Raw genomic sequence first — 24,747 nt, forward strand, 5'->3', positions numbered from 1 at the left:
AGCCTTGATACAGCTGGAATCCAGTTGTATCAAGGCTTCTATCGATTTATATGTTAATACAATTCCAAATACTGATCCCGTTCCCACTGGGAAACTTGGGTGCGGTACGAGTTGTATTCCATGTTTTTGGCGGAAATAAAGCTTTCGTATAGGTGTTCACCCATTGCTTCCTTCATCACATCATCCGCAGCCAGATCTTTTAGTGCGTTATGCAAGGTATCTGGCAGGTTCAAAATATGATTTTCCCGGCGTTCTGCTTCGTTCATCCGGTAAATATTCCGATCAATACTATCCTCCGGTTGAATTTCATTCTTCAACCCATCTAGGCCTGCTTCCAAAACGGAAGCAATGGCTAGGTATGGGTTCGCCGTTGGGTCAACCGACCGGAGTTCCAGCCGGGTTGAGTTACCCCGGTCGCTTGGGACCCGAATTAACGGTGACCGGTTGGACCCGGACCAGGAAACGTACACGGGCGCCTCAAAACCTGGAACTAACCGTTTGTAGGAATTAACGGTTGGGTTACAGATTGCGGTGAAACTCCGGGCGTGTTTCAGCAGCCCGCCTAAGAAAAAGTAGGCCGTTTCAGATAACTGTAAGTCACCCGTCTCATCATAGAAGGCATCTTGGTCGTTATTAAATAGCGACATATTTAAGTGCATCCCAGAGCCGTTGATTCCACTCAGCGGTTTAGCCATGAAGGAGGCAAACAGCCCATACTTTCGGGCAACCGTCTTAACCACTAGCTTGAAGGTTTGAATGTTATCAGCCGCTTCCAACGCATCGGCATACTTAAAGTCAATTTCGTGTTGGCCAGGCGCCACTTCATGGTGGGCTGCTTCGACGTCAAAGCCCATTTCTTCAAGGGTTAATACAATATCACGCCGGCAATTTTCACCAAGGTCGAGGGGTGCCATATCAAAGTAGCTTCCCTTATCGTTTAATTCAAGGGTAGGTTTACCATCGGCATCCATTTTAAAGAGAAAGAATTCTGGTTCTGGTCCAATATCAAACGATGTAAATCCGGCTTTCTTCATGTCATCTAGAACCCGAATTAAGTTGTTTCGGGGGTCCCCCTCAAACATTTCACCGTCGGACTTTCTTACTTCACAAATGACCCGGGCGATTTTGCCCCGTTCACTACTCCATGGGAAGACCATCCACGTTGATAGATCAGGAATGAGGTACATATCACTTTCTTCAATCCGGACAAAACCGTCGATTGAAGAGCCATCAAACATAATTTCGTTATCAAGTAGTTTTGCTAGCTGACTGATTGGGACTTCCACGTTTTTGATGGTTCCAAATAAATCCGTGAACATTAGACGTAAAAACTTAACGTCGTCATCAATCGCCATTTGCCGAATATCTTCTTTAGTATAGTTCTTTCTTGCCATGCCAATTCACGCTCCCTCAATGTGCCAGCCAGTCGATTAACTTCCTGGGTGCAGCTGGTCGTAGTCACCCAATCCGCCCAAATTCATCAATTCATCCCGCAAAATCCGGCGGACATCGGGATCCGTTAACTGTCGTTCCCGTTCCGATTGACGTTTTTGTCTTTCTCGTTTCTGCTGCTCATAGATTTTCTTAATGCCGGCTATATTAATGCCCTCATCTAAGTAATCCTTAATTTCTAGCAGCCGATCAATATCATTAAGAGAATACATGCGCCGATTACCATCATTTCGCTGCGGGAAAACTAAGTCCTGCTGCTCGTAATAGCGGATCTGTCGGGCGGTCAAATCCGTTAATTTCATAACGGTTCCGATCGGCAAGACAGATAAGGAACGGCGTAATTCCTTTTCACTCATCTATGTAGCCCCCTTAACGTTTTTCATCATACCACTTGTCCATTGAATGTCAATCTTCTCATGTCATGTTTTATAACATGAACCGCATTTTAGTCTAACCAGTGGGAAACCAGCGCTTCAATTTCCGTCACCGTTTCCGGCTGCTGGACCAGGTCAAACCACGTTGCCGCCGTTTTGTTGCGAAACCAAGTTAACTGCCGCTTGGCATAGTGCCGGGAGTCCAATTTGATTTTTTCTACCACGTCGTTAAGCTCACCATGCCCTTCAAAGTAATCTTGAAATTCACGGTACCCAATGCCCTTGCCTGCCGGGAGCGCGACGCCGCCTTGGTCGTAAAGCCATTTTGCTTCCTGAAGGAGACCATTTCGAAACATCATCTCGACTCGCTCGTTAATTCGGGAATAAAGCCGGGCACGATCGGTATTTAACCCAATAATCAAGCTATCATATGCTCCCGCTTCATCTTGTTGATCAGAAAATAAGTGGCCCGTCGTTTCAATGACTTCAAGCGCCCGAACGGTCCGTCGCACATTTTTAACCGGAATTTTAGTTGCGGCCACGGGATCCAGACTGTTCAACCGATTCCAAACCATTTGATTCCCCTCCCGGCGGGCAACATTCAGCCATTTCTCGCGAACCGCGCCGTCCGTATAAGCGTCGCCGCCCAATTGCATCCCATCTAATAGTGCCTGCAAATAAAATCCGGTGCCCCCCGCAATAATCGGGAGCTTACCACGGTTCGTAATATCCGAAATTTTATCAGCTGCCTGAGTAGTAAAATCCGCCGCAGAATAACGGTCGTGAACGTCCGCAATGTCAATTAGCCAGTGTTTGGCGGCCGCTTGTTCTTCACTCGTTGCTTTAGCCGTTCCAATATCGAGCCCCCGGTAAATTTGCATTGAGTCGCCCGAAATAATTTCACCGTTGAATTTATTGGCGATTTGGATGGCAAGGCCGGTTTTCCCCACCGCGGTTGGACCAACAACTGCCAAAACTTTAGTCATGAAAATCCCCCTGTATTTGTTGGCGTAGGGCAACTGCCCGACCGGGATAATCCGTAATAATCCCAGCAAAGTGCCGTTTAAAACAATACGTCATGTCCCGATTGGAATTAACCGTCCACGGGCGCATTTGCATATGAGGCAAGAAAAACCGGTGTTCTCGTACCCAGCGAATGTCCGGATGTAATCCATCAGCTTCATGTTGGCGAACCATTCGTTCCGCTTGGCGGCCGTTAGTAGAAAACAGCTTTGCGTACTGGGCATTCGGCATTAACGCATGCATCGTCAGCACCGATTTCTTATTAAAACTGGAAAAGACCAATCGAAACGGAACCGGTGTCCGTTTGAAAAAATCTCCCACCAATTGTTCAATCCCATCGTAGTGAATTTTATTGGTTTTTAATTCAAGGTTGAAAATCCCGGTAAAGTGATTGTCAATCAATAACTGAACCACTTCAGCCAGTGTTGGCACCCGGGTTCCCCGGTACCTTTTAGAATACCAGCTGCCCGCATCTAATGCCTTAATTTGCGCCAGCGTAAGATCCTTAACGTACCCGGAACCATCAGTCGTTCGGTCAACCTTCTCATCATGAATAACAATTAAGTGGCCGTCCATTGACAGGTGCACATCCGTTTCAATTCCGTCCGCCCCGTCGTCTATGGCAGTTTGAAACGCCGGCAACGTATTTTCCGGCCGGGTTCCCTTACTTCCGCGGTGGGCAATCACCATCGTTTTTTGTCGGTTAAACATCCTTTAAGACCTCTCTCACTAATGCCTTAATAAATTAATCCTGCATCAAACTGGATATCTGGCGTTAAAACAAGCATAATAGATATGAAGCATTTTATCCACCAAATTTATTTAGGAGGTGCACAATGAATAAATTCGTAAAGGGTTTCTTATTTGGCACCGTTGCTACTGCCGGTGCAGTAGCGGGGGCATTATTCTCATTCAAGAAAACGGTTGTTGAGCCAATCGAAGAGGAAGAAGATCGTTTCGATCAAAACCGAATTAAAGCTCAGCGCAAAGCTCATTCTGCTCATAATGGATAATAAAAAGCGAAGCCAGTCGGCTTCGCTTTTTATTTATTTAGCGGCCTTGGTTTTACCGTCCCACCGCACAAAACCATGGTTTAAAATGTAAATCTCCGTAAAGCCGTTCTTCTTTAGTAATACAGCTGCCCGACGACTTAAACTCTTCCCCTGATCATATAAGTACACTGGCATGTCCTGGCGAAGTTGCTGATATGACGTCTTGAACATAGAATACGGCATACTACGGGCACCCAAAACGTGTCCCGCATTAAAATCTTTACGTTCCCGCAAATCAACAATCTGGCCATCGTGCAGGCCCTTGCTAAATTCATCGTTGTTCAAGTACTTCGCTGCTCGGCGGGCCTGAAAATCAGTCCATAACCGCCAGCCAGCCCATGCAACTAATACGATCAAAATGATGTAGTAATACACCGTCATCGTAGACATTCCTAAAATCAACCTCATCTATCCTTCCAAATGTTGTTACAAAATATAATTAACCATTTAGTTCATTTTATTAGCGTATTGAAGTGCCAACGAAGCGGCCCCAATGGCTCCAGCATCATTACCTAGTTGAGCTAACCGTAGCTTAGTCGAGTCACGGACTGACTTAAACGCAGTTTCTTGGAAGTACCGGGTTGTTGGTTGGAGTAACGTGTTTCCGGCGTTTGAAACCCCACCCCCAATAATAATGTTCGCTGGGTTAATGGTGTTTGCTACGTTTCCAAGCGCCAACCCTAAGTACCGGGTTACCCGGTCAACAATTTGATTAGCTAAAATATCACCGTTATCCGCTAAGTAAAAGACAATCTTAGACGTAATGTCTTCGCCGCTATCTTCCATTTCCTTTAACCGTGAAGTTCCGGTAAATTCGGCTGCCATGTCTGAAGCAACGTGTACGACACCCGTTGCGGAAGCGTAGGTCTCTAAACAACCCTTTTTACCACAGGTACATTGATACCCATCTTGTTCAACCGTTACGTGACCAATTTCACCGGCGCCCCCATTAATACCGTGGATGAGATGGCCACCAAGGATGACCCCGCCACCGACACCTGTTCCAAGGGTAACGAACACCACGTCGTTATCCCGTTCACCAGCGCCCTTCCAGTATTCACCTAAGGCTGCCACATTAGCATCGTTTTCTAATACAAATGGTAATCCCAAGGCACCCTGAATTTGGTCCCGGACGTTCTGCTTCTTTACCCAGTTTAAATTATAGGCCCCGATCACAGTACCAGCATCGATATTCACGGCACCAGGAGTTCCCATTCCAATTCCAGTAAAGTCATCAATGGAAAAGTTAGAATCTTTGATCTCCTGCTGAATTGAATCAATGATATTAGGAACAATGTGGCCACCTTCGTCACTAATGTCCGTTGGAATTTTCCACTTGTTCATAATGTCACCGTCTGGTGAAACAAAGGCCATTTTTGTTGTCGTACCGCCCAAATCGATACCGATTAAATTCTTGCTCATGGGTTGATCCCTCCAGTAGGATAATTAATTTTTTCTGGCCAGCTGTTCTTCAATTCGGTGTTCATGGGTTAACACGATTTTTGCTCGTGCAAACGTTTTATCATCGATCACTCGTGCCTGATGGAGATGATCTAATTCAAGGGCCATCACTTCAATATCCCACATCCGCTTACCCAGATAAACATAAATCCCGAACTGCTTTAGCAACTGCTGCACATCATATAACGTTTTCATTGTCCCACATCCTTCCGAAAAATGCACGAACCTTATGACTTAAAATCCGTTCATCCCGCGTAAATACAGCCATACCAATCCAATAATCAGTACGATAGACGCCGTAATTCTCTTATATATACTAATTGGACCAGTTTTAGGATTTTCCACTGAATACGCTACCAAAAATCCGGCAGTTAGCCCCCCTAAGTGGCCCATGAGGTCGACCCCGGGAATGAAAATATCCGTTACCAGATTCATTCCAATGAAAAGCAGAAACGTTTTCGTCATCTGGCGAATGTAGGCGTTCTCCCAAAAGGATTCCCCTAACATTAAGTAGGCCCCAAACAACCCAAAGATTGCCGTACTGGCACCCGCAGAAATGGCGTTTGAGAAGGCAAAACTGGCTAGATTACCGCCAATTGCCGACACTAAGAAAATGACCGTGAACCGCCAATGCCCAAAGAGGCGTTCAATTTCAGAGCCCAGGTAATAAAAAGTAATCCCGTTAATCAGCAAGTGGGTAAACCCGATATGCAAAAAGGCTGCAGTAATTAATCGCCACCACTCACCCGCTTGAATTAAGGGGTTAACCTTGGCCCCTAACATGATCAATACAGAGGTACTCTCACTTCCGCCGGCAAGGGTTTCAATAATAAACATCACGACCATTGCGACCAGTAAAAGTTCGGTGACCCAAGGCTGGCGGTTTAATCTGTTTAGCTGCTGCATTTTGTCACCCCCAGTCTAATTCGTGATAATCCGTTTTAGTTTAACATCAAACGATTCAACGGGCCACTCAGCCGTCAAGTAAATTTGGGGTGAGCGTGCCAGTGCAATCGTCGATCCTGAATACGTCGCTAGGTAACGATCGTAGTATCCCGCTCCAAAACCTAACCTCGTTCCGTCACTGGGAATAAACGCCAGTCCGGGGACGATAATTAAGTCAATGTCATCTGCGGGGACTTCCCGGCCATTTTCCGGTTCTAAAATGCCATAACTCGTCCGTTTCAGTGGAACGTGTCCGGCTTCATAGTCGATAAAAACCATTTTTCGGTTTGGTCGGGTTTGCGGGATCACAACCCGCTTGCCGGCGTTCAAAGCGGCAACAATCAGCGGCACCGTATCAAGCTCAATGGCTGTGCTCATCGTTAAGCCAACGGTGGCGGCTCGTTGCCACTCAGAGCTAGCCATTAATTGATCAATCAACCCCTGCTCTTCCAGACGCCGCTGCTGCTTAGGAAGGGACTTAAGTTGGGCAATAACTGTCTGTCGAACCGTTTTCTTATCTGTTATCATTTTTAGCCTTCATTTCCCCCAAAATCATCAATAAAGGGCGAGTAGCCAACGAGCTTTTCACTCGCGGCTACTCGCCCTTTAAAATTGGGATTTCTGTTGTTCATTGTCCCATAAAAAAATAAGGCGCAGGTCTGCGCCTAAGCCTTATTTTGTTTCGCGGTGCAAAGTAACCTTCCGTTCACGAGGACAGTACTTCTTCAATTCAAGACGGTCCGGGTTGTTACGACGGTTTTTGCTAGTTAGATAATTGCGTTCGTGGCAATCAGTACATTCCATAGTAATGTTTACGCGCATAGTGGGTAAACCTCCCAACTGACTTTTAGAATTCGGGTCAAGACCCTTAACTCGTAATATCTTATCATTTTTCAGATCGAATTACCAGTAATTCTGTAAATATGTTAAGGAAAATTACTTAACAGTCAGTTTAATTCCTATCCGCTTAATCATCGTAGCTGGATGCCTGAGACTTTAAGTTTGAGCTGGATTGAACCATATCCCAGTAAGCACTGTAAATTTGTTTAGCGAGGGCCATATTGTTGGAATCATCCTCGTCACTCATATTTGGCATGGCTAAGGCGACCACCACCTGTGGCTTAGTCGACGGTGCGTAGGATGCCAGCGAAAGGGTCGTCGTTGAATTTCCTTTATAGAAGGTTTCAGCCGTTCCCGTCTTACCGGATACCGATGGCGAAATTGACGACATTGATCCCCCCGTCTTATAGGTGTTCGTTCCATGGACCACGTCATAGAATCCATCCGTGACAACCTTTCTTTCGGCACTTGTCCAAGGAATGGTATTTAAGACCCGGGGAGAAACCGTTGAGACGGTTGACCCAAGTTGACCGTTAGACTGAGTACTCCGAATGCTTGAAAGGACGTGCGGTGCAATTCGATAACCCCCGTTGACGACCGTGGACATGTATTGAGCAACCTGCATCACGGTATAAGCATCGTAGTTACCGAAAGATTCATCGAGGGCATGCCCAATGTTGGCAGCCCCACTGGCCCCTTCAATCCCCGTACTTTCTCCGGGAATATCAATCCCCGTTTGGACCCCCAGTCCGAACATATTGAAGTACTTCCGTTCCGTGTCAAACACGTTTGGGTTCATCGTTAATGCCCCACCAGGGGTGTAATTAAACTTGGCTTCCTTCATGGCAAGCTGCATCATATAGGAGTTAGACGAGACTTCAAGGGCTTCAGAGGCCGTAACGGCCATGTTAGCACTCCCCGTTTTATTAAACCAGGATGCCTTTTTGGTTCCCCCAATATCGATTGGTTTATCCGTCAGGGTACTATTCGTTGGGGAGATCACGTTTTCCATGAGGGCACCGGAAACCATCGCCCCCTTCACAACGGACCCCATTACGATGGAATTATTAATTGTTCCGAGGGCATTATCCGTAATCTTGCCCGTTGACGGATTTTGATCCACTCCCGCAATCCCAATGACGGCACCCGTATAAGGATTCATAACCACGGCATAGACCCCGGTATTCACCCCACCGGCACTTTCAGCAGCCGATCGGACAAGGGATTGCAATTTATTTTGGAACTTGGCGTTAATGGAAAGTTCGAGGTTATCCCCCTTCTTACCACCATATTGAGTGACTTCCTTTTGGAGGGAACTATTTGCTTCGGTTGTCACTAACGTTTGCTTTTTAGTCCCCGCAAGAACGGATTGGTACTGTTCCTCAAGGTACGACTGCCCAACACTGTCGTCACGCGAATAACCGCTTGCTAACAAGGTATTTACCTTGTCCGACGGTAACCCCGTTTTTTCGGAAGAAACCGTTCCGATAATTGATTTAATGGACTTCCCGTACGGGTAGTCTCTGGTATAGCTTGTCCCAACCTTAACCCCCGGCATTTCAGACAGATTTTCCCCAACTTCGGCAACTTCCTTTTGGGTCACATCTGAATCCTTAATATTGGTGGTCGATAGCGCATAGGATCCACTCATTTTAGCAAAAATTGCGGCGGCATTCTTTTGGGCGTGGGTTAACGGAATGCCAGCCTTCGAATCCATCAAATACTTTTCGGCTTTATCATATCGATCCGAGACGCTCATGTTGCTTGAAGTTGCCCCGGCCTTTTTTTCAACCGCCTTTAATCGACTTTCATCCGTGAGGTAATAATCTGCTTCCTGACGGGGAGTCAGCTTTTCCGTTGAAACTGAGACGTAGGTCCCCAGCTTGTTTGCAATTTTATACAGATCAGACGACAAAACGTTGGATCCCTTCGTATATGTAATTGCTTGGTGTGCTTTATTACCAACGAGGACCCGACCCGTTGAATCATAGATCATTCCCCGCTGAACGTTTGTAGTTTCAACGGTATTATCCGAAGAATTAACCTCGGCCTTAAACTTAGAACCATAAATAATTTGCAGATAAACTAATTGACCAATCAGTGCCGCAAATAAAATGGCGACAATAAAAAAGAGAATATTAAGCCGGAAGGGAATCCGAGACTTCGAATTTGGTTTTTTCGAGGTGGGCCGCTTCCGATTCACCTTTCGGTTATAAAAATTTTTCACAACGACAAACGCTCCTTATTAATCTATTTCTATTTTACCAAATTTTTAGCTCGGTTACGTTTACTCAAGGAAATTTAAGTATTCTATGATATTCTAGATATTTGAAAGCAACTTGTACAGGTTTAAGACCTAATGTTTACTATATTTAAAGAATGAGGTGGCGCGTTTGCGTAAAATTTGGTTGAACCATGGTCATACAAAGCAGCAGTTTTTGACCCTGCTGGGAAGTTTTTTGTTACCCGCTTTACTGATGACCATTTACTTTGCATACCGTGGCATGGCTCCCTTTGGTAGTGATAGTCTGCTCACGGTAGATTTAGGTCAGCAATACGTTGATTTTTTCGCCTTTTTCCGGCGAACTATCTTACACCATCCAACCCAGTTTTTCTACTCCTTTGAGAAGGCTTTGGGTGGTGAATCCGTTGGGCTATACGCCTACTACTTAATGAGCCCCTTTAACTTGCTATTACTATTTTTTCCTAAAGCAACGCTAACCAGCGGCATCTTCCTCATTACCGTTCTTAAGTACGGGAGTGCTGGGCTCTCCTTTGCCTGGCTGTTGCAACAAGAAAAAATCCAACGCGGTCCACTGACTATCGCCTTTTCCACGGCCTACTCACTCATGGGCTGGGCCATTGCAAACCAGTTAAACGTGATGTGGTTGGATGCTTTGATCCTACTGCCATTAATTATCTTAGGGCTTGACCGACTCATTGCAACGGGTCGTGTGAGACATTATGTTTTTTGGCTAACCCTCATGTTCATCATTAACTACTACATGGCCTACATGATTTGCCTATTTTCGATTCTCTATTTCCTGTGGCGGACCGTCGATCAATTTGAAACGTGGCGCAACTGGTTTAAACGGTTATTTAAATTTGCTTGGTCGTCCATTTTAAGCGCTCTTCTGGCCGCTTGGATACTTCTGCCAACCTTCTATTCCTTGACGGAGGGAAAGACGACTTACACCGTTAAAACGTGGAAATGGACCGCCGAGTATAACGTCCCTAAGTTATTCGGTAAATTTTTCATGGGTAGCTTTAATTTCAATCAAATGCCCCACGGTACCCCCAACCTCTTTATTGGAGCGTTCGCGGTTCTAGGCTTTCTTTACTTCTTTTTTAACGGTTCCGCCAAGCTGGCATCAAGAATCGCTGCCGGGGTCGTTACCCTCGTGTTATTTCTCAGTGTCTTTTTGCAACCCCTCGACCTTCTATGGCACGCCGGTCAATTTCCGGTTTGGTACCCCTACCGGTTTTCATTTGTGATTAGCTTTTGGATGATTTTACTGGCGGCCAAAACGCTGCAACCCAATTTCATTCCAAATACGGCGGCCACTGCCATTGTAGCAGCTGTCGTGATTGCAATCACCCTATATGTCAGCCTTAACTTAAACCAGTTTGGCTACCTCAACCGTGATCATTTGATTTACGGAACGGTCGCCCTTGCCCTAGCATTCGCCTTAATTATTATTCCGCATCAACGGTTGGGTTATTACCCTTGGGTCGTTCTCGCCCTTGTTACCGTTGAAATGGGCATGAACGCATCACTATCCCTCAATAATATCAGTTACGTCAGTCAGACCCAGTACGGCCAGTATACTGACGAACTGCAGAAAATAACCAATACCGTACAAGATCAAGACCAGGGACTATATCGGATTGGCAAAACCTTCCAAAGGGATAAAGTAGATCCCATGCAGGTTGGCTATAACGGCGGCTCCTTCTTTGGGTCAACCTTCGAAGCACAGGTCCCCACCTTCTACGGTCAAATGGGAAATCCCAATGGCGATGGATTCGTTGTTGATTCTAACGGAACCTTAATTACAGATGCCTTGCTTAACTATAAGTACTACTTTGAACAAAAGGATAGTCCAATCACACACGATAACAGCGTATTAGTCTCAGACTCTACCCGGGCCGACTTGAAGAGCTATCCTGTCATTTCGACGGATACGATGTCCACAACCCATCAGAATCCGTACGCTCTTGCCTTCGGGTACGCGGCCAACGATGCGATTCTATCCCTAAAGAATACGACTCTTGATCCATCCCAGTACCAGGCTAACTGGTTGGCTGCTTTAACGGGTAAGAGCCGTGATAAGCAAAGTTACCTCGTTCAAAACTTTGATGAAGTCAACTTTAAAAACATCCCCCGCCAAACCAAACTCACCGGAACCATTCTAACGAAGCAGGATATTTTAAAACCGGCAACGGTTGAGTTCAAGTTTACCCCTAAAACCAACAATTCTTATTACTTTACCTTTGGAGCTAGCCTAGTCCCAAGTAACGCCACCATTACGTTAAACGGTAAAAAGCTTCACCAGTATGATTATTGGCGAAATACCATTTTAGTCAACGTTGCTAACCAAGCCAAAGGGAAACCGCAAACCCTAACCATTACCCTTAAGAAAAATAATCTGTGGTTACAGAACTTCACCCTTTACGAGTTAAATAACCCTGCCGTTATTAACTCCCTCAAGGACTTAAAGCAGAATCAACTTAAGGTCACCCACTTTAATAGTCACACGGTTGAAGGAGACGTTACTGGAACCGATCGAAAATCGGTTCTCGCCACCTCGATTCCTTACTCAAAGGGATGGCACGCCACTGTAAATGGAAAGCCCGTCAAGGTTTACCGAACCTTGCAGATGTTTAATGCCATCAAAATTAATAAGGGAAAGAACCACGTTAAATTCACCTACTGGCCACCATACATGACCCTTGGAATTTGTCTGAGTCTTTTAAGCCTGATCACCGTCTGTGGCACCATTCTTTGGCAAAAACGTCGTCGTTAACGACATTGAGTTCTAACCTAAAAAGGATCCAGGAAATCAAACGATTTCCTGGATCCTTTTTAGGAACTTCAGTTAATTTACTTCACATCAACAATTTTAACGGCCATATCCCCAGAAGGAATATCAATTGTCACGTCTTCACCCTTATGGTGACCAAGGAGTCCCTTGGCAATTGGTGAGTCATTCGAGATTTTACCGTTCATTGGATCAGCCTCTGCAGAACCTACAATCGTATAGGTTTCTGGTTCATCAGCACCCTCTTGGAAGGTCACGGTTTTACCAACGGAAACTTCATCTTCATCGGTTGCACTATGATCAATCACTTCAGCAAATTGCAGCATGTGCTCAACCGTAGAGATCCGGCTTTCCAACATACTTTGTTCGTCCTTAGCTGACTCATACTCTGAGTTCTCAGATAAATCTCCGTAGGACCGGGCAATCTTAATCCGTTCAATTACCTTAGGTCGTTGAACCATTTTTAAGTCTTCTAATTCGTTTTCTAGCTTTACTTTACCCTCTTCGGTCATCGGGTAAGTTTTTTCGTCTGCCACAATGGACACCCCTGTTTCATAAAATTTCGTTTAAATCAGCAATACAAACAATACCACTTGCCTGCAGTTCTGCCAATCATTTTTACCTTTTAAATCAAATTGTTGTGTCAAAATTCTCAAAGTTCATTTGATCATGACCACTCTGCGCTAAAATTGTTCGGATCTTCGTCGTTAACAAATCAATTGCAACGTGATTTTCCGCACCCTCTGGGACGATAATGTCCGCGTATCGCTTGGTCGGTTCCACAAACTGATGGTACATGGGTTTAACCGACTGTAAGTACTGCGAAATAATGGATTCCAACGACCGCCCCCGCTCGTTCATATCCCGCTGAATCCGTCGAATGATGCGAATATCGTCGTCCGTATCAACGAAAACCTTAATATCCATTAAATCCCTTAGCCGGGCATCATCTAGAATGAGGATTCCCTCTAAAATAATCACGTCCCGGGGTTCTTGGCGAACCGTCCGATCGCTTCGAGTGAGGGTAGTATAATCGTAAACCGGTTTTTCAATGGCCTTATACGCCAATAAATCGGTTAACTGTTCAATCAACAGGTCCGTGTCAAAGGCCAACGGATGGTCGTAATTTACGGCCGCCCGTTCCTCCATCGTCATGTCGCTTTGATCGTTATAGTAGGAATCCTGTTGAAGAATCATAATTGAATGTCCCGCCAACTGATCAAAGATTGCCCGACTGACGCTCGTTTTTCCGCTTCCTGAACCGCCCGTTACCCCAACAATAATCGGCCGTTGCTTTAAATCTGCCATATCCGTTTGTCGCCGTCCTTTAGTCATGCTTACTTATTATCTTCTTCGTATTTCTTAGTCCACTTTTGGTGCTCAGCGTAGGTCTTTGAGAAGTGGACCTTCCCCGTTTTGGTATTCGCAATAAAGTAGTAGTACCCCTTCTTAACGTCACTCGGGTGAATAACATCTAAGATGGATTCCATACTTGGATTGTTAAACGGTCCCGGGCCAAATCCAGAGTTGACGTATAAATTATACGGCGAGTCCACCTTGAGATCCTTATAGGTAACCGTCTTCTTCGTCTTATCCAGAGCGTACAAAATTGAAATATCTGATTGAAGTGGCATATTTGCGTTAATCCGGTTTAAGAACACTCCGGAAATTTTACGCCGATCGCTCTTTGTGACCCCTTCGCGTTCAATTAAGGACCCAAGGGTCAGGACTTCTTGAACGGTCATGTCCTTCTTTTGAATGGTCTTAAAGTAGGGCTTCAGTTCCTCGTTCCGCTTAGCCACCATTTCAGTTACTAACTGTTTTAAGGTTCCCTTCTTTTCCACCGTGTAGGTCGCTGGAGCAAGATACCCCTCTAACCGGTACCGAACCCCTTCGGATTTCATTGCGGAACCCAGTAAATCAGGGTATTTAACGGCTAAAGAATTGATGAACTGTTTATTCTTCATCAGCGCTAAAAACTCATCCTTCGTAAAGTCGGTGGTAACCGGAATCCCGGCGGCAATATCTTTAATGCCTTCACCTTCCCGGACAAGAACCTTACCCTTAGTACTCTGGATTGGTTCGGCGGATCCGCCCCGTTCAAGCTGCTGGGCAACCGTTTTTAACGTCATCGAAGACTTAAGCTGGTAATATCCAGCGCGGAAATTACTGATGTTATTTGACTTAACGTAATAGTTAAAAACCGTTCCGCTCTTAACAATTCCATCGTGTTGTAAAATTGACCCAATTTTGTTATTTGATGCTCCCAGCGGGATATAGACTTGGACGACCTTGTCGCTATCCTTATCTAGCGGTTGCAGGGATTCCTGAAAGTACCGGTACCCCACAATCCCTAAAACAACAACTAAAGCAATCAGTAGTCCAATCACCCAGAGAACCATGCGTTTCATTGGGCTTTTTTGCCCCTTCTGTGAACCACTGGAACGCGGTGGCGTAGGTTCCGTTCCATTATTCAAATTATTTCCTCCGTTCTTTACCGTAATCTTTTTCATTATACTAAAAAAACATTCGCCTAGCACCGTCAGTTGTTGGATTTAACAAAAACATTCACAAAAAGCGAGTCATCTGTCGAAACCACCGACAACTCGCTTTTTAAACGGAACCTTAACTACCGAATTTCGGCGTCTAATTCAGATTCCAAAAATTTCTCAACCTTTTCAAAGGCCTTCGTAACATCCTCGTCAACTAAAGTCTTCGTTTTATCCTGATAGGTCAACGTATAAGCTAACGACTTTTTATCTGCCGGGAGCTTACTCCCCGTGTAAACATCAAATAATTTCACCTGGGTAAGATGGGCCCCCCCACGCTTCTTAATAACCTCTAATACCTGTTGGTTAGTCACGTTAGCATCCACTAACATGGCAATGTCCCGGGTAATCGCCGGGTACTTAGAGATTGGGTTGTATTGATCGTCACTCTTTTGCATATCAATTAACATTTGAAGGTTCATCTCAAACGTGTAAGTTTCGCTAATTTTCCACTGTTTTTCAACGCGCGGATGAACTTGACCGACGAACCCAACCCGGTGACCATGTACGAAAATGGCAGCTGTCCGGCCCGGATGCATATCTGGGTAGTCAGCAGTCGCTTCAAACTCAACGGGACCAACAACCGCTAAGTCCCTAAGCAAATGCTCCACAATTCCTTTCATCTGGTAGAAATCAACCTTAGCTTCATGATCGTTCCAAGTCGAATCGTTAAGGGTTCCGGTTAACACTCCGGCCACATGTTCTTCTTCCGTGGGCCGAATTTGATCATCCTCCCGGTAAAAGACACGTCCCTGTTCGTACAGAGCCACGTTTTTTACCTTCCGGGCCTCATTGTAAGCCACATCATCAAGCAGTCCGCTGATTAGGCTGGTCCGCAAGAAGGCATGATCGGAACTCATCGGCCATGCTAACTTAGTTAACGCCGTAGGTTGGAGTGCAAACTGCGCCGCCTTCTTCTCCGTTGTTAACGAATATGAAATAGCCTGGTTTAATCCAGCCGCTTCTAAGGACGTTCGCGTAGCTCGAATTTGACGTTGAGCCGGTGACAGGACGCCTAACGTCATTTGTCCGGTTGGCAAGGTGGTTGGCAAATTGTCGTAACCATAAATTCGTGCCACCTCTTCAATTAAATCAGCATCAATCGTAATATCCCAGCGACGGGAAGGAATCGAAACGCTGTAAAGTCCGGCGTGTTCTTCAACTCCGAAACCTAACCGGGTAAAGATCGAGGTTACTTCCGCCACGCTTAGCTCCGTTCCGAGAACCTTATTAATTCGGTCGATTGTGATATCAACTAGAACGGGTTGAACGTCTTGGTCACTCCCTGTTACTGTCCCTTGAGCCACCTGTCCATTTGCTTGATCGTGCATTAACTGGGCGGCAGCATCTAGGGCCTCTTGCACGCCACCGTGGTTAACCCCGCGTTCAAACCGTTGTGAAGCATCCGTATGCAAGTTCTGCCGTTGAGCCGTCTTCCGAACCCGAATCGGATCGAACACAGCTGCTTCAATGACAACGTTTTTAGTAGTGTCATCAATTTCAGTGTTTAAGCCCCCCATGACCCCAGCAAACATAATGGGTGCATCCTCACTGGCAATTACAATATCATTCGGGTTCGTTTCGTGGTCGTTTCCGTCCAACGTTGTCAGCGTTTCATTCGGTTGAGCTAAACGAACGTTAACCTGTTTTCCATGAAATTTATCGAGATCAAAAGCATGAAGGGGTTGACCATACTTCAGCATGATGTAATTGGTTGCATCCACCACGTTATTAATCGGCCGAATTCCAGCATCCCATAACTTAATTTGCATCCACATTGGGCTAGGTTTAATCTCAATGTTTTGAACGACCCGCAACTTATAAATTGCCGCTAGGTCCTTATCAACGTTAGCGGTAATGAGATCAGCTGCCTTTTGATCGGTATTTTCCGGCACGTCCGGGTGATTTAACCGTGGGGTTTGGTCATAAATTGCCGCTAATTCATAGGTGGTACCATAAACACTAAGCATGTCACCCCGGTTTGGTGTCACATCAATGTCAATTAAATCGTCGTCCATTCCCAAGTACGGAAAAACGGAAGCGCCAGGAACGGCATCATCCGGCAAGAAGTAAATGCCATCAACATATTCCTTTGGAACAACGGATTCTGGGAACCCGATTTCTTGGAGGGCACATAGCATTCCGTTGCTTTGCACTCCCCGCATCTTGGACTTCTTAATCTTGATGTTATCCGCAATTCGGGCCCCTGATAAGGCAGCAATGACTTTCTTACCCACCTGAGCATTAGGAGCGCCACAAACGATTTGCGTGGGTTCTGCCTCGCCAATATTCACCTGACAAATATTTAAATGGTCGGAATCTGGATGGGGTTCCATAGCGACAATCTCCCCCACCACAACCTTCTTCATTCCGGCGCTTGGACTCGCTACTGAATCAACTTCAACGGCAGTCCGTTCAATCTTTTCACCAAGTTCGGCCGCTGAAACGTCCAAATCGAGGTATTCTTTAAGCCATTTATAAGGAATTTTCACGTTACTGACCTAACCTTTCTTTGAAAACTGGGTTAAGAACCGGACATCATTTAGATAGAAGTCCCGGATATCATCAACCCCATATTTTAGCATCGCAAACCGGTCAGGACCGACCCCAAACGCAAAACCGCCGTAAACATCAGGATCAACTCCCGCCATTTTCAGCACGTTAGGATGGACCATTCCAGCCCCGAGGACTTCGATCCAACCGGAGTTTTTGCAAACACTGCAGCCCTTACCCGCGCAGTTCATGCAGGTAATGTCGGCTTCAACGGAAGGTTCCGTAAACGGAAAGTAGCTTGGCCGTAAACGAACGTTGAACTTTTCACCAAAGAGTTCGTGCACCATCAATAGGAGCGTCCCCTTTAAATCAGCCATGGTGATATGTTTATCAATCACTAGGCCTTCAACTTGATGGAATTGGTGGGAATGCGTTGGATCATCCGTATCCCGTCGGAAAACTACCCCTGGCGAAACCATCTTTAAAGGTCCCTGACTGAAGTCATGGGTCTCTAACGTCCGGGCTTGCATCGGCGAAGTTTGGGTCCGCATTAAAATTTCTGATGACAGGTAGAAGGTATCCTGCATATCACGAGCGGGATGATCCTTAGGCAAGTTCATCATTTCAAAGTTATACCGCTCTTCTTCAACTTCCGGTCCGCTAAGAACCTGGTACCCCATGCCCATAAACAGATCACACATTTGATCAATAATCTGTTGAATGACGTGTGGTTCCCCCTCGGCTACCGGAGTACCTGGGAGCGTCACATCAATTGATTCCGCGTTTAACTTAGCGTCTAAAGCTAATTCCTCTAATTTTTCACGTTGACTAGTTAGTGCTTCGGTTAACGTATCTCTGACAGTATTGGCAAACGCCCCCACCTTTGGCTTTTCTTCGGCGGGCAAATTCTTCATACCGTGCAGGACTTCCGTAATTTTCCCTTTTTTTCCTAAAAGGGCGACCCGGATGTCGTTTAACGACTTCAAATTATCCGTTGCTTTAATCTTAGCAAGGCCTTCATCGCGTAAGGCGTTTAAGTTATCTTGTAACGACATACATTCTCCTCCATTATTTAACAAACGAACTAATAAAAAATGCTCCATCCCTCATATTGAGGGACGAAGCATCGCGGTACCACCCTGATTTGGCCCTAGAGCCACACTCAGCAATGATAACGGTCATTGGTACCGGAAAGGTTATTCACCCAGGGGGATTCCAACCTTCAACTCAGGAAATGAATTCAACTAGCTGCTTACCGATCCCTTTCACCGGGGTGAGATCGTCTCTGATTAAGCCCACTAGCCTACTAATTTTCCGTCAACGTTTTATGTTTGTCATTTGTTTGATGAATTTAGTCTAACCGTTTTGTGGAACAGCGTCAAGCGTATCTTCATCCCACCATTTTTCAGACCACAGGTGAACTGCAGCCATAACATCCTTTAATTCACGACCCTTTTCCGTCAAATCATACTGAATCAACGCAGAGTCAGGGAACGTTTGCCGGGTGATAATCCCCATTTGCTCTAATTCCTTTAATCGTTCTACTAGAACCCGGTCACTGCATTTTGGTACGTGTCGGGCTAAATCCTTAAACCTTTGGGGCCCGTCATCTAAGATGACATCAATAATCAGCCCGTTCCATTTCTTCCCTAAGAATGAGAAGGTCTTGGTAAACCGGGGACATAAACAATAGTCATCGGTGGCTTCCGACTTCTTTAGGTCAACTGCTTCAGTCATTTAACATCCTCCTTCAGGCAAAACATTCTCTTGATTTAAGCGTTTGGGGTAATTTTTTCCATCCACTGCTGAATGCGACCCCGAAACGGGCCCATAAACTCATGAATGGCCTCGTAGTCATCAACTAGCGAAACGATGTAGCTTTCCCGGTACTTCGGAAAAGCAGCCGTTGCCCCCCACATATGCTTCAGAATAATATCCTTTTCCTTAGGCGAAAGTGCGGTGAGTTTCTCTGCGTTTCTTAACGCTACCCGAGGGTGAATAAAAGCGTGGGAGCCTAAATCAAACTTAGTATTCCGCCAGTCATAGTAAAATAAATCGTGAAGCAGCCCAGCTCGTGCAGTTGCCCGAACATCCAAATGATGTCGCTTAGCAATCTTATAGCTTTGATAAGAAACCGAAATTGAGTGATCTAATCGGGTAGAATGGTGATGCTGAACATAGTTGCCCAGTTGCTTAACTTCCGGCTTCTCTAACAGGTCAGCCACTAACGCCACGTATTCTTTATCATCTTTCCAAGAAGTTTCGGTCATAAATAGGCTCCTTTTTTCAACTGCTCACTTAACATATATTTGATGACTATAATAACCATTTTTCAAAAAAATGCAATTAAAAAGTAAGTAAGTTACGGAACTTTAATCCTACTGAACTAATTGAAACATCATAATTCCAGCGGCGACCGCCACGTTTAACGATTCAGCTTCACCCTTAATCGGAATATAAAGGTTGAGCGTGGTCTGTGCCAACAAATCATCGGCCATCCCGTTGCCCTCGTTCCCCATGACAATTGCCCCATTATCCATGGGACTAACATCCCGGTAGGATTTTGCTTGGGGGTCCAATTTAGTGCCATAGACAGGCAATTGACGGTTGGTAAAGGCTGGAATCCATTCGTGCAGATCGGCTTCCACGATTTGGACGTGAAATTGGCTTCCCTGCATCGCACGTAAAACCTTTGGGGTATACTGGCTAGCCGTTCCGCGACCAAACACAACCCCCGTTAGGCCGGCCGCATCCGCCGTTCGAACCATGGTCCCGATGTTGCCTGGATCTTGAACGTGATCTAAGAAAAGCCAAACGCCTTCAGCTGCTTTCGCATTGGTCAAGGTTGCAGGTTCAATCCTCACAACCGCAAAAATCCCTTGAGGGGTCACCGTATCTCCCAAATAGTTGGCTACTTCAAGGCTAATTTCCACGGTTTCTACACCTTCGGGCAACAACTCACCATGTTCGGCTAGTTGATCGCCCGTTCCAATAAGGGTTACAACTGGGGCCTCCGCGGCAATTGCCTCCTTAACAAGGTGCCAGCCGTCTAATAGGTAAGCCCGATCCTTCTGGTGGCCCTTTTTAGTGGTTAACTTTTTCCAGTCCTTGACTCGGTTATTTTTAGTGGATTTAATGAATTCCAATGTTTTTTCTCCTTTAATTAAGCTCCCCTAAATTTTATCATAGTCCCACATGTTAAGATAGAAGGAAAGAACGGAGGTCTTCCCTATGAAATCCATTCACATCATCGTTACCGGCCGGGTTCAAGGTGTTGGTTTTCGCTGGGCAACTCGATCCCTAGCCAACCGGTTAAACGTTACCGGTACGGTTCAAAACCTAGAATCTGGTCAAGTAGAGCTCTATGCCACCGCTCATTCAAATAGTTTGAATGAGTTTATGGCGGCGCTAAAAAAGGGACCCACCCCATACACTCGGGTTACCAACATTCAATTTACTCAAATTCCCTTACGCCACGATACTGAATTTGAGGTCATCGTTTAAAATCAAAGGAGTGACTTTTCATGACCATTGTTGAAACAATTCTAGCTTTACTTAATGAACTCGAGGCGGAATCTGACACTGCCAAAATTGACGTCTTTGTTCATTATACGGATAACGGAACCGATAAGCGGTTTACCTTTACCCAAATTGACCCGACCAGCCTTAATGTTCTTAAGGGTCGAATTTCCACGGGAAAAACCGTCCTAGTAAACCCAAATTACATTGTTTACGCCATTCCGTCGTCCCGCTAACCGGTCCCATTATGGAATGTCGCGTACTAAACCCAGCAAAAAAGGGACAGAAATTATTTGTAATGGCCCCCCTTTTCCAGTAGTATGAAGTTTATGTGGGGCAGATTTTTCTTACGGATCTGCTTTAATCTGTTGATGAAAGAAAGGGTTTCTGGTTCATGAAAAAAATAAAACGGGCCTCCGTTCTAACACTATTAGGAACGTTGGCATTAATCCTCTCCGGGTGTGTGCGCACCAAAAACGGTAAACCATACGGATTTGTGTATGATTATTTGGCCGTACCCGGCCAGCACATTATGGAGTGGTTGGCACAATTCTTTGGCGGCAGTTACGGCTGGGCCATTATTGTTTTAACCGTCTTGGTTCGATTAGTTTTAATGCCGATGATGGTCAGTCAACTTCGCAAATCCACGGAACAACAAGAACGGATGTCTGCGGTTAAACCGCAGTTAAACGACATTCAACGACGCCAAAAAGAAGCGCAGACCCCAGAAGAACGGGCCGCTGTCAGTCAGGACATGATGAAGGTCTACCGGGATAATAACATTAGTATGACCGGGGGCATCGGATGCCTACCCCTTCTGATTCAGCTCCCGATCTTTGCCGCCCTGTACGCAGCTATTCGATACTCACCTGAGCTATCAAAAAGCGTTTTCTTTGGAATTCCCCTGGGGAAACCAAGTATTCTCCTGGCCATTCTGTCCTTCCTAATTTACCTGCTTCAAGGTTACCTCAGTATGGTAGGAATGCCAGAGGATCAGCGGAAGCAAATGAAAATGATGATGTGGTTATCCCCCGTTATGATTTTTGTCTTTACCTTCCAATCACCCGCAGGACTCGGACTCTACTTCTTCATTGGTGGAATTTTTGCTTGCTTGCAAACGTTAATCATTAATCTCTACCGCCCACGTATTCGGCGGCAAGTCGACCAAGAAATAAAGGCCCATCCCGTTAAAGTGGTTACTCCAACGGAACCGGTCACCCCAAAACCAGAAAAAAAGGTCATTGAACAACCTCAAAACCGTAACCGAAACGCTGGTAAACAGCATCACGATCAATCATAATGACCCAAGCCGACCTGAAGAGGTCGGCTTTTTTATTGATCATTTGCTTTACATAACATAAATTATTTTTAGTTCACGTCTTGCCCAACCGTTTTCGACCATAAAAAAAAGGCCTCCACGGCTCATCCCAATCAAAAATCAATTGAAGTTCAGCGTGTCGCCCATTTCGTTAGTGATCGTTTCGTTAACTCTAATCTTGTTTTGATGCCTGATCCTCGGCTTTAGGATCCTCTAAGAGGTTAGACGCAAGCGGCTTTTGGTCCCGCTGCGTTTCAGCCATATCCCGTTTTTCCTCTAAAATTTCGACTTCCTGTCCCGTTAAAATCGGGAGGGAAATTTGGAATATGGACCCGTACCCCAGGGAACTTTCAATCGATATCGTCCCGTGATAGGCCTCAATCAAACGTCGGGCGATGGATAACCCTAACCCATTGCCCCCCTTGTTTCGGCTGCGGGCTTTATCGACCCGATAAAACCGGTTAAAGACCTTATCAATATTATCCGGGGCAATTCCCTCACCAAAGTCTTGAACCGCAATATCAACGTTTCGTTCGCTGCGTTCATAGGTCACGTGAATCTCCTTCCGCTTGGTCGAATACTTCACCGCATTATCAAGCAGAATAATCAAGACCTGTTCAAGGTGGTTGCGGTATATTTGAACGTCAACTTCCTTTTCAACGTCGTCATCCAAAACAAACGTAAAGTCGGGGTGAATCATTTCAAAGTCATTATAGACTTGGTGAACGACCTTAGTCACGTTCGTAATTTCATTGCCAAAGTTCAATTCAATTTGTTCTGCGCGTGAGAGGTCCAACATTTCTTGAACTAAACTTTCCATTCGCTTGGTTTCCTGAAGTGACGCATCAATGGATTCGTTTAAAACCTCTGGGTCATCCTTCCCCCAGCGTTTCAACATTTCCATGTGCCCTTGCAAAATAGCGACCGGGGTCCTTAGTTCATGTGACACATCTTCCACAAATTCCGTTTGTTGATCAATATACCGCTGCATCTGATCTAGCATCCCGTTAAATAGTTGGGCCAAATCCGAAAGTTCATCATTCCGGTTCAAATCGGGGACCCGAACCTCTGCTTGGGGATCAGCCCTAACGATGTTCATCGTGTCGCTAATCTCTTCCATTGGCCGCAGCAAAAAGCTAGCCATAATGTAACAGTAAACCGCCGCGCAGAAAACCGCTAGGAGGGCAAGAACACCTAAAATGGCGCCTAATTGTCGGCTAGTTCGGTGAAGGTCTGTCATCTGGTCGTCAATTTGAGCGTAACCAATCACTTGGTGCGTCGACCGAGAAATGATGGGGGCCCGGCCAATCAATCCAGACTCACCCGCGACCTGACTCCGAGCAACCGTGTCCGTCCGGATTCGTTTGAACCGGGCCCGATTATTTTGGGAGGCAAACAGCCGCTCGCCACTGGGACCAAAAATTGTGACATTCACGTTGTTCCAGAAAACAAACTGCCGGGCTGCCTTACCATTAGTTTGCATCGGTGCCAGCTGACCCTGCAGTCGCTGAGTAATATCATCAGTCGTTAAGGGCCCCTGCGTTCCGCTCAGTTTATCCGTTAAAACCACCATCGAATCAGAAACGTGGGATTGTTCCTGCTTAATCATGATGGATGTAAAGCTGTTAAAGAGGATCACAATAATCGCTAAGAAGATAATTAAAACGCCAACCGTCGTGCTGAGTGCCCACTTCCACTTTAAGGAAAACCGCGGTTTCCGAGTTGGTTCCTTCGTCTCTGACTTTGATTGACTCATGATCGCATCACGTACCCAGTTCCCCGGACCGTTTGGATATAGCTCTTCTGTCCGGGTACATCAATTTTGTTTCTAAGGTATCGAATATAAACGTCGACTACGTTCGTTTCAACGTCCGATTCATAACCCCAAACCTTGGCTAGCAAAACGTCCCGGGCCAAAACCACGTTGACATTTTCCATTAGGGTAAGTAGCAGTTCATACTCCCGCTTGGTGAGATTGATCACATCCGTTCCGCGCCGAACCACCCGATTCTCTTTCTCAATGGTCAGATCTTTAAAGGTTACCGTCGTTTGTTTGACGCTCTTCTGCTCTTCTTCAATGTGAATTCGACGCAGGAGCGCACGCAGCCGGGCTAACAATTCCTCAATGGCAAACGGCTTGACGATGTAGTCATCTGCGCCATGATCTAACCCGGAAACCCGGTCAATAACGGAATCCCTGGCGGTCATCATGATAATGGGGGTTGTCTTCACTTCCCTGACCCGCCGTGCAACTTCAATTCCGTTTAGCTCTGGGAGCATTAAATCTAGCAGAATGACGTCGAAGTCACCTTCCAACGCTGTTTTGAGTCCAGAACGACCGTTGAACTCAACCTGTGCCTCGTACCCCTCATGTTGTAATTCCAGCTCAACAAACCGAGCTAGGTTTTTCTCATCTTCAATTATTAAAATTCGACTCATCCGTTAACCCCTCTAACCGTTTAGCTTTGTTTGTGTTAGATGATCCCAAAATGAACACAATTCAACGTTTATTCTATCATATCCTGAGTCTTTTGTAAGGCGCTTCTCAGCTTATTTTTATACTTTCATGAGTTTATTATTTTTTTATAAATCCCACTTTTTGTTCAAAAATTCACTTGTTTTTTTGGTCTAGTTCGATATAATGTAACCGTGTTAAAAAAAAGGATAATAAAAAGAGGTTAT

The 24,747-nt window shown here is 45.6% G+C and carries 26 protein-coding genes and 1 other annotated feature; of the genes, 5 read left to right on the top strand and 21 right to left on the bottom strand.

Going from position 1 to position 24,747, the window contains the following annotated elements:
• Positions 1-53 precede the first annotated feature (53 nt).
• From glnA to DCM90_RS02140, 4 genes are all read right to left on the bottom strand, one after another.
• On the bottom strand, positions 54-1,394 hold the full coding sequence (glnA, locus tag DCM90_RS02125) for a type I glutamate--ammonia ligase (RefSeq protein WP_109249706.1): 1,341 nt from the start codon (positions 1,392-1,394) through the stop codon (positions 54-56).
• A 36-nt stretch (positions 1,395-1,430) separates the two neighbouring features.
• Positions 1,431-1,808, bottom strand: coding sequence for a MerR family transcriptional regulator (locus DCM90_RS02130; protein WP_109249707.1), 378 nt, complete (start codon positions 1,806-1,808; stop codon positions 1,431-1,433).
• An 89-nt stretch (positions 1,809-1,897) separates the two neighbouring features.
• Positions 1,898-2,812 carry a tRNA (adenosine(37)-N6)-dimethylallyltransferase MiaA gene (miaA, locus tag DCM90_RS02135; RefSeq protein WP_109249708.1) on the bottom strand — a complete coding sequence of 305 codons (915 nt, stop codon included), beginning with the start codon at positions 2,810-2,812 and terminating at the stop codon, positions 1,898-1,900.
• A complete protein-coding gene (locus DCM90_RS02140; protein WP_109249709.1) occupies positions 2,805-3,560 on the bottom strand; it encodes a glycerophosphodiester phosphodiesterase in 756 nt (251 codons plus the stop codon). The genes miaA and DCM90_RS02140 overlap by 8 nt, the downstream gene beginning before the upstream one ends.
• 125 nt (positions 3,561-3,685) lie before the next feature.
• Here DCM90_RS02140 and DCM90_RS02145 point away from each other — a divergent pair, with 125 nt between their 5' ends.
• Positions 3,686-3,862 carry a DUF3042 family protein gene (locus DCM90_RS02145; RefSeq protein WP_109249710.1) on the top strand — a complete coding sequence of 59 codons (177 nt, stop codon included), beginning with the start codon at positions 3,686-3,688 and terminating at the stop codon, positions 3,860-3,862.
• A gap of 33 nt (positions 3,863-3,895) precedes the next feature.
• On the opposite strand, the gene DCM90_RS02150 is transcribed toward DCM90_RS02145, so the two are convergent.
• From DCM90_RS02150 to DCM90_RS02180, 7 genes are all read right to left on the bottom strand, one after another.
• Complete coding sequence (locus DCM90_RS02150; protein ID WP_225365940.1) at positions 3,896-4,291, bottom strand: rhodanese-like domain-containing protein; 396 nt, start codon at positions 4,289-4,291, stop codon at positions 3,896-3,898.
• Between the two features lie 57 nt (positions 4,292-4,348).
• Positions 4,349-5,323: an ROK family glucokinase gene (locus DCM90_RS02155; RefSeq protein ID WP_109249712.1), complete on the bottom strand. Its 975-nt coding sequence runs from the start codon at positions 5,321-5,323 to the stop codon at positions 4,349-4,351.
• Positions 5,324-5,347: 24 nt separating this feature from the next.
• Positions 5,348-5,557 carry a YqgQ family protein gene (locus DCM90_RS02160; protein WP_109249713.1) on the bottom strand — a complete coding sequence of 70 codons (210 nt, stop codon included), beginning with the start codon at positions 5,555-5,557 and terminating at the stop codon, positions 5,348-5,350.
• A gap of 39 nt (positions 5,558-5,596) precedes the next feature.
• Positions 5,597-6,268 carry a rhomboid family intramembrane serine protease gene (locus DCM90_RS02165; protein WP_109249714.1) on the bottom strand — a complete coding sequence of 224 codons (672 nt, stop codon included), beginning with the start codon at positions 6,266-6,268 and terminating at the stop codon, positions 5,597-5,599.
• Between the two features lie 15 nt (positions 6,269-6,283).
• Entirely contained in the window at positions 6,284-6,835 is a 552-nt protein-coding gene (locus DCM90_RS02170) for a 5-formyltetrahydrofolate cyclo-ligase (protein WP_109249715.1), read from the bottom strand.
• A gap of 144 nt (positions 6,836-6,979) precedes the next feature.
• Positions 6,980-7,129, bottom strand: coding sequence for a 50S ribosomal protein L33 (rpmG, locus tag DCM90_RS02175; RefSeq protein WP_109249716.1), 150 nt, complete (start codon positions 7,127-7,129; stop codon positions 6,980-6,982).
• Positions 7,130-7,274: 145 nt separating this feature from the next.
• Complete coding sequence (locus DCM90_RS02180; RefSeq protein WP_109249717.1) at positions 7,275-9,374, bottom strand: peptidoglycan D,D-transpeptidase FtsI family protein; 2,100 nt, start codon at positions 9,372-9,374, stop codon at positions 7,275-7,277.
• 166 nt (positions 9,375-9,540) lie between these two features.
• On the opposite strand from DCM90_RS02180, the gene DCM90_RS02185 reads away from it, so the two are divergent.
• The gene (locus tag DCM90_RS02185) at positions 9,541-12,171 is read left to right on the top strand and encodes a YfhO family protein (protein WP_225365941.1); all 2,631 of its coding nucleotides are present in this window, start codon (positions 9,541-9,543) and stop codon (positions 12,169-12,171) included.
• Between the two features lie 77 nt (positions 12,172-12,248).
• Here the strand turns inward: DCM90_RS02185 and greA are convergent, their stop codons facing one another.
• The 8 genes from greA to DCM90_RS02225 all read right to left on the bottom strand — a co-directional run bounded on the left by greA (position 12,249) and on the right by DCM90_RS02225 (position 20,374).
• Positions 12,249-12,722 (bottom strand): transcription elongation factor GreA, encoded by a 474-nt coding sequence (gene greA, locus DCM90_RS02190; RefSeq protein WP_109249718.1) that lies wholly within the window; start codon positions 12,720-12,722, stop codon positions 12,249-12,251.
• 94 nt (positions 12,723-12,816) lie between these two features.
• Positions 12,817-13,494, bottom strand: coding sequence for a uridine kinase (gene udk, locus DCM90_RS02195; RefSeq protein ID WP_109249835.1), 678 nt, complete (start codon positions 13,492-13,494; stop codon positions 12,817-12,819).
• 29 nt (positions 13,495-13,523) lie between these two features.
• Entirely contained in the window at positions 13,524-14,699 is a 1,176-nt protein-coding gene (gene mltG / locus DCM90_RS02200) for an endolytic transglycosylase MltG (RefSeq protein WP_109249719.1), read from the bottom strand.
• A 116-nt stretch (positions 14,700-14,815) separates the two neighbouring features.
• The gene (gene pheT / locus DCM90_RS02205) at positions 14,816-17,227 is read right to left on the bottom strand and encodes a phenylalanine--tRNA ligase subunit beta (RefSeq protein WP_109249720.1); all 2,412 of its coding nucleotides are present in this window, start codon (positions 17,225-17,227) and stop codon (positions 14,816-14,818) included.
• Between the two features lie 9 nt (positions 17,228-17,236).
• Entirely contained in the window at positions 17,237-18,283 is a 1,047-nt protein-coding gene (gene pheS / locus DCM90_RS02210; RefSeq protein ID WP_109249721.1) for a phenylalanine--tRNA ligase subunit alpha, read from the bottom strand.
• A 56-nt stretch (positions 18,284-18,339) separates the two neighbouring features.
• Positions 18,340-18,558 (bottom strand) — a binding site (T-box leader).
• A 26-nt stretch (positions 18,559-18,584) separates the two neighbouring features.
• Positions 18,585-18,965: a winged helix-turn-helix transcriptional regulator gene (locus tag DCM90_RS02215; protein ID WP_109249722.1), complete on the bottom strand. Its 381-nt coding sequence runs from the start codon at positions 18,963-18,965 to the stop codon at positions 18,585-18,587.
• A 35-nt stretch (positions 18,966-19,000) separates the two neighbouring features.
• A complete protein-coding gene (locus DCM90_RS02220) occupies positions 19,001-19,498 on the bottom strand; it encodes an HD domain-containing protein (protein WP_109249723.1) in 498 nt (165 codons plus the stop codon).
• A gap of 108 nt (positions 19,499-19,606) precedes the next feature.
• Positions 19,607-20,374 carry a TrmH family RNA methyltransferase gene (locus DCM90_RS02225; protein WP_109249724.1) on the bottom strand — a complete coding sequence of 256 codons (768 nt, stop codon included), beginning with the start codon at positions 20,372-20,374 and terminating at the stop codon, positions 19,607-19,609.
• Positions 20,375-20,459: 85 nt separating this feature from the next.
• On the opposite strand from DCM90_RS02225, the gene DCM90_RS02230 reads away from it, so the two are divergent.
• The 3 genes from DCM90_RS02230 to yidC all read left to right on the top strand — a co-directional run bounded on the left by DCM90_RS02230 (position 20,460) and on the right by yidC (position 22,047).
• Complete coding sequence (locus DCM90_RS02230; RefSeq protein WP_109249725.1) at positions 20,460-20,732, top strand: acylphosphatase; 273 nt, start codon at positions 20,460-20,462, stop codon at positions 20,730-20,732.
• Positions 20,733-20,752: 20 nt separating this feature from the next.
• Entirely contained in the window at positions 20,753-20,983 is a 231-nt protein-coding gene (locus DCM90_RS02235) for a hypothetical protein (RefSeq protein WP_109249726.1), read from the top strand.
• A 158-nt stretch (positions 20,984-21,141) separates the two neighbouring features.
• Positions 21,142-22,047, top strand: a complete 906-nt coding sequence (gene yidC / locus DCM90_RS02240) for a membrane protein insertase YidC (protein WP_109249727.1) — start codon at positions 21,142-21,144, stop codon at positions 22,045-22,047.
• 190 nt (positions 22,048-22,237) lie between these two features.
• Here the strand turns inward: yidC and DCM90_RS02245 are convergent, their stop codons facing one another.
• Positions 22,238-23,821, bottom strand: coding sequence for a HAMP domain-containing sensor histidine kinase (locus DCM90_RS02245; RefSeq protein ID WP_109249728.1), 1,584 nt, complete (start codon positions 23,819-23,821; stop codon positions 22,238-22,240).
• A complete protein-coding gene (locus tag DCM90_RS02250; RefSeq protein WP_109249729.1) occupies positions 23,818-24,504 on the bottom strand; it encodes a response regulator transcription factor in 687 nt (228 codons plus the stop codon). The genes DCM90_RS02245 and DCM90_RS02250 overlap by 4 nt, the downstream gene beginning before the upstream one ends.
• Positions 24,505-24,747 lie beyond the last annotated feature (243 nt).

The organism is Levilactobacillus bambusae (assembly GCF_003124125.1).
Classification (GTDB): Bacteria; Bacillota; Bacilli; order Lactobacillales; family Lactobacillaceae; genus Levilactobacillus; species Levilactobacillus bambusae.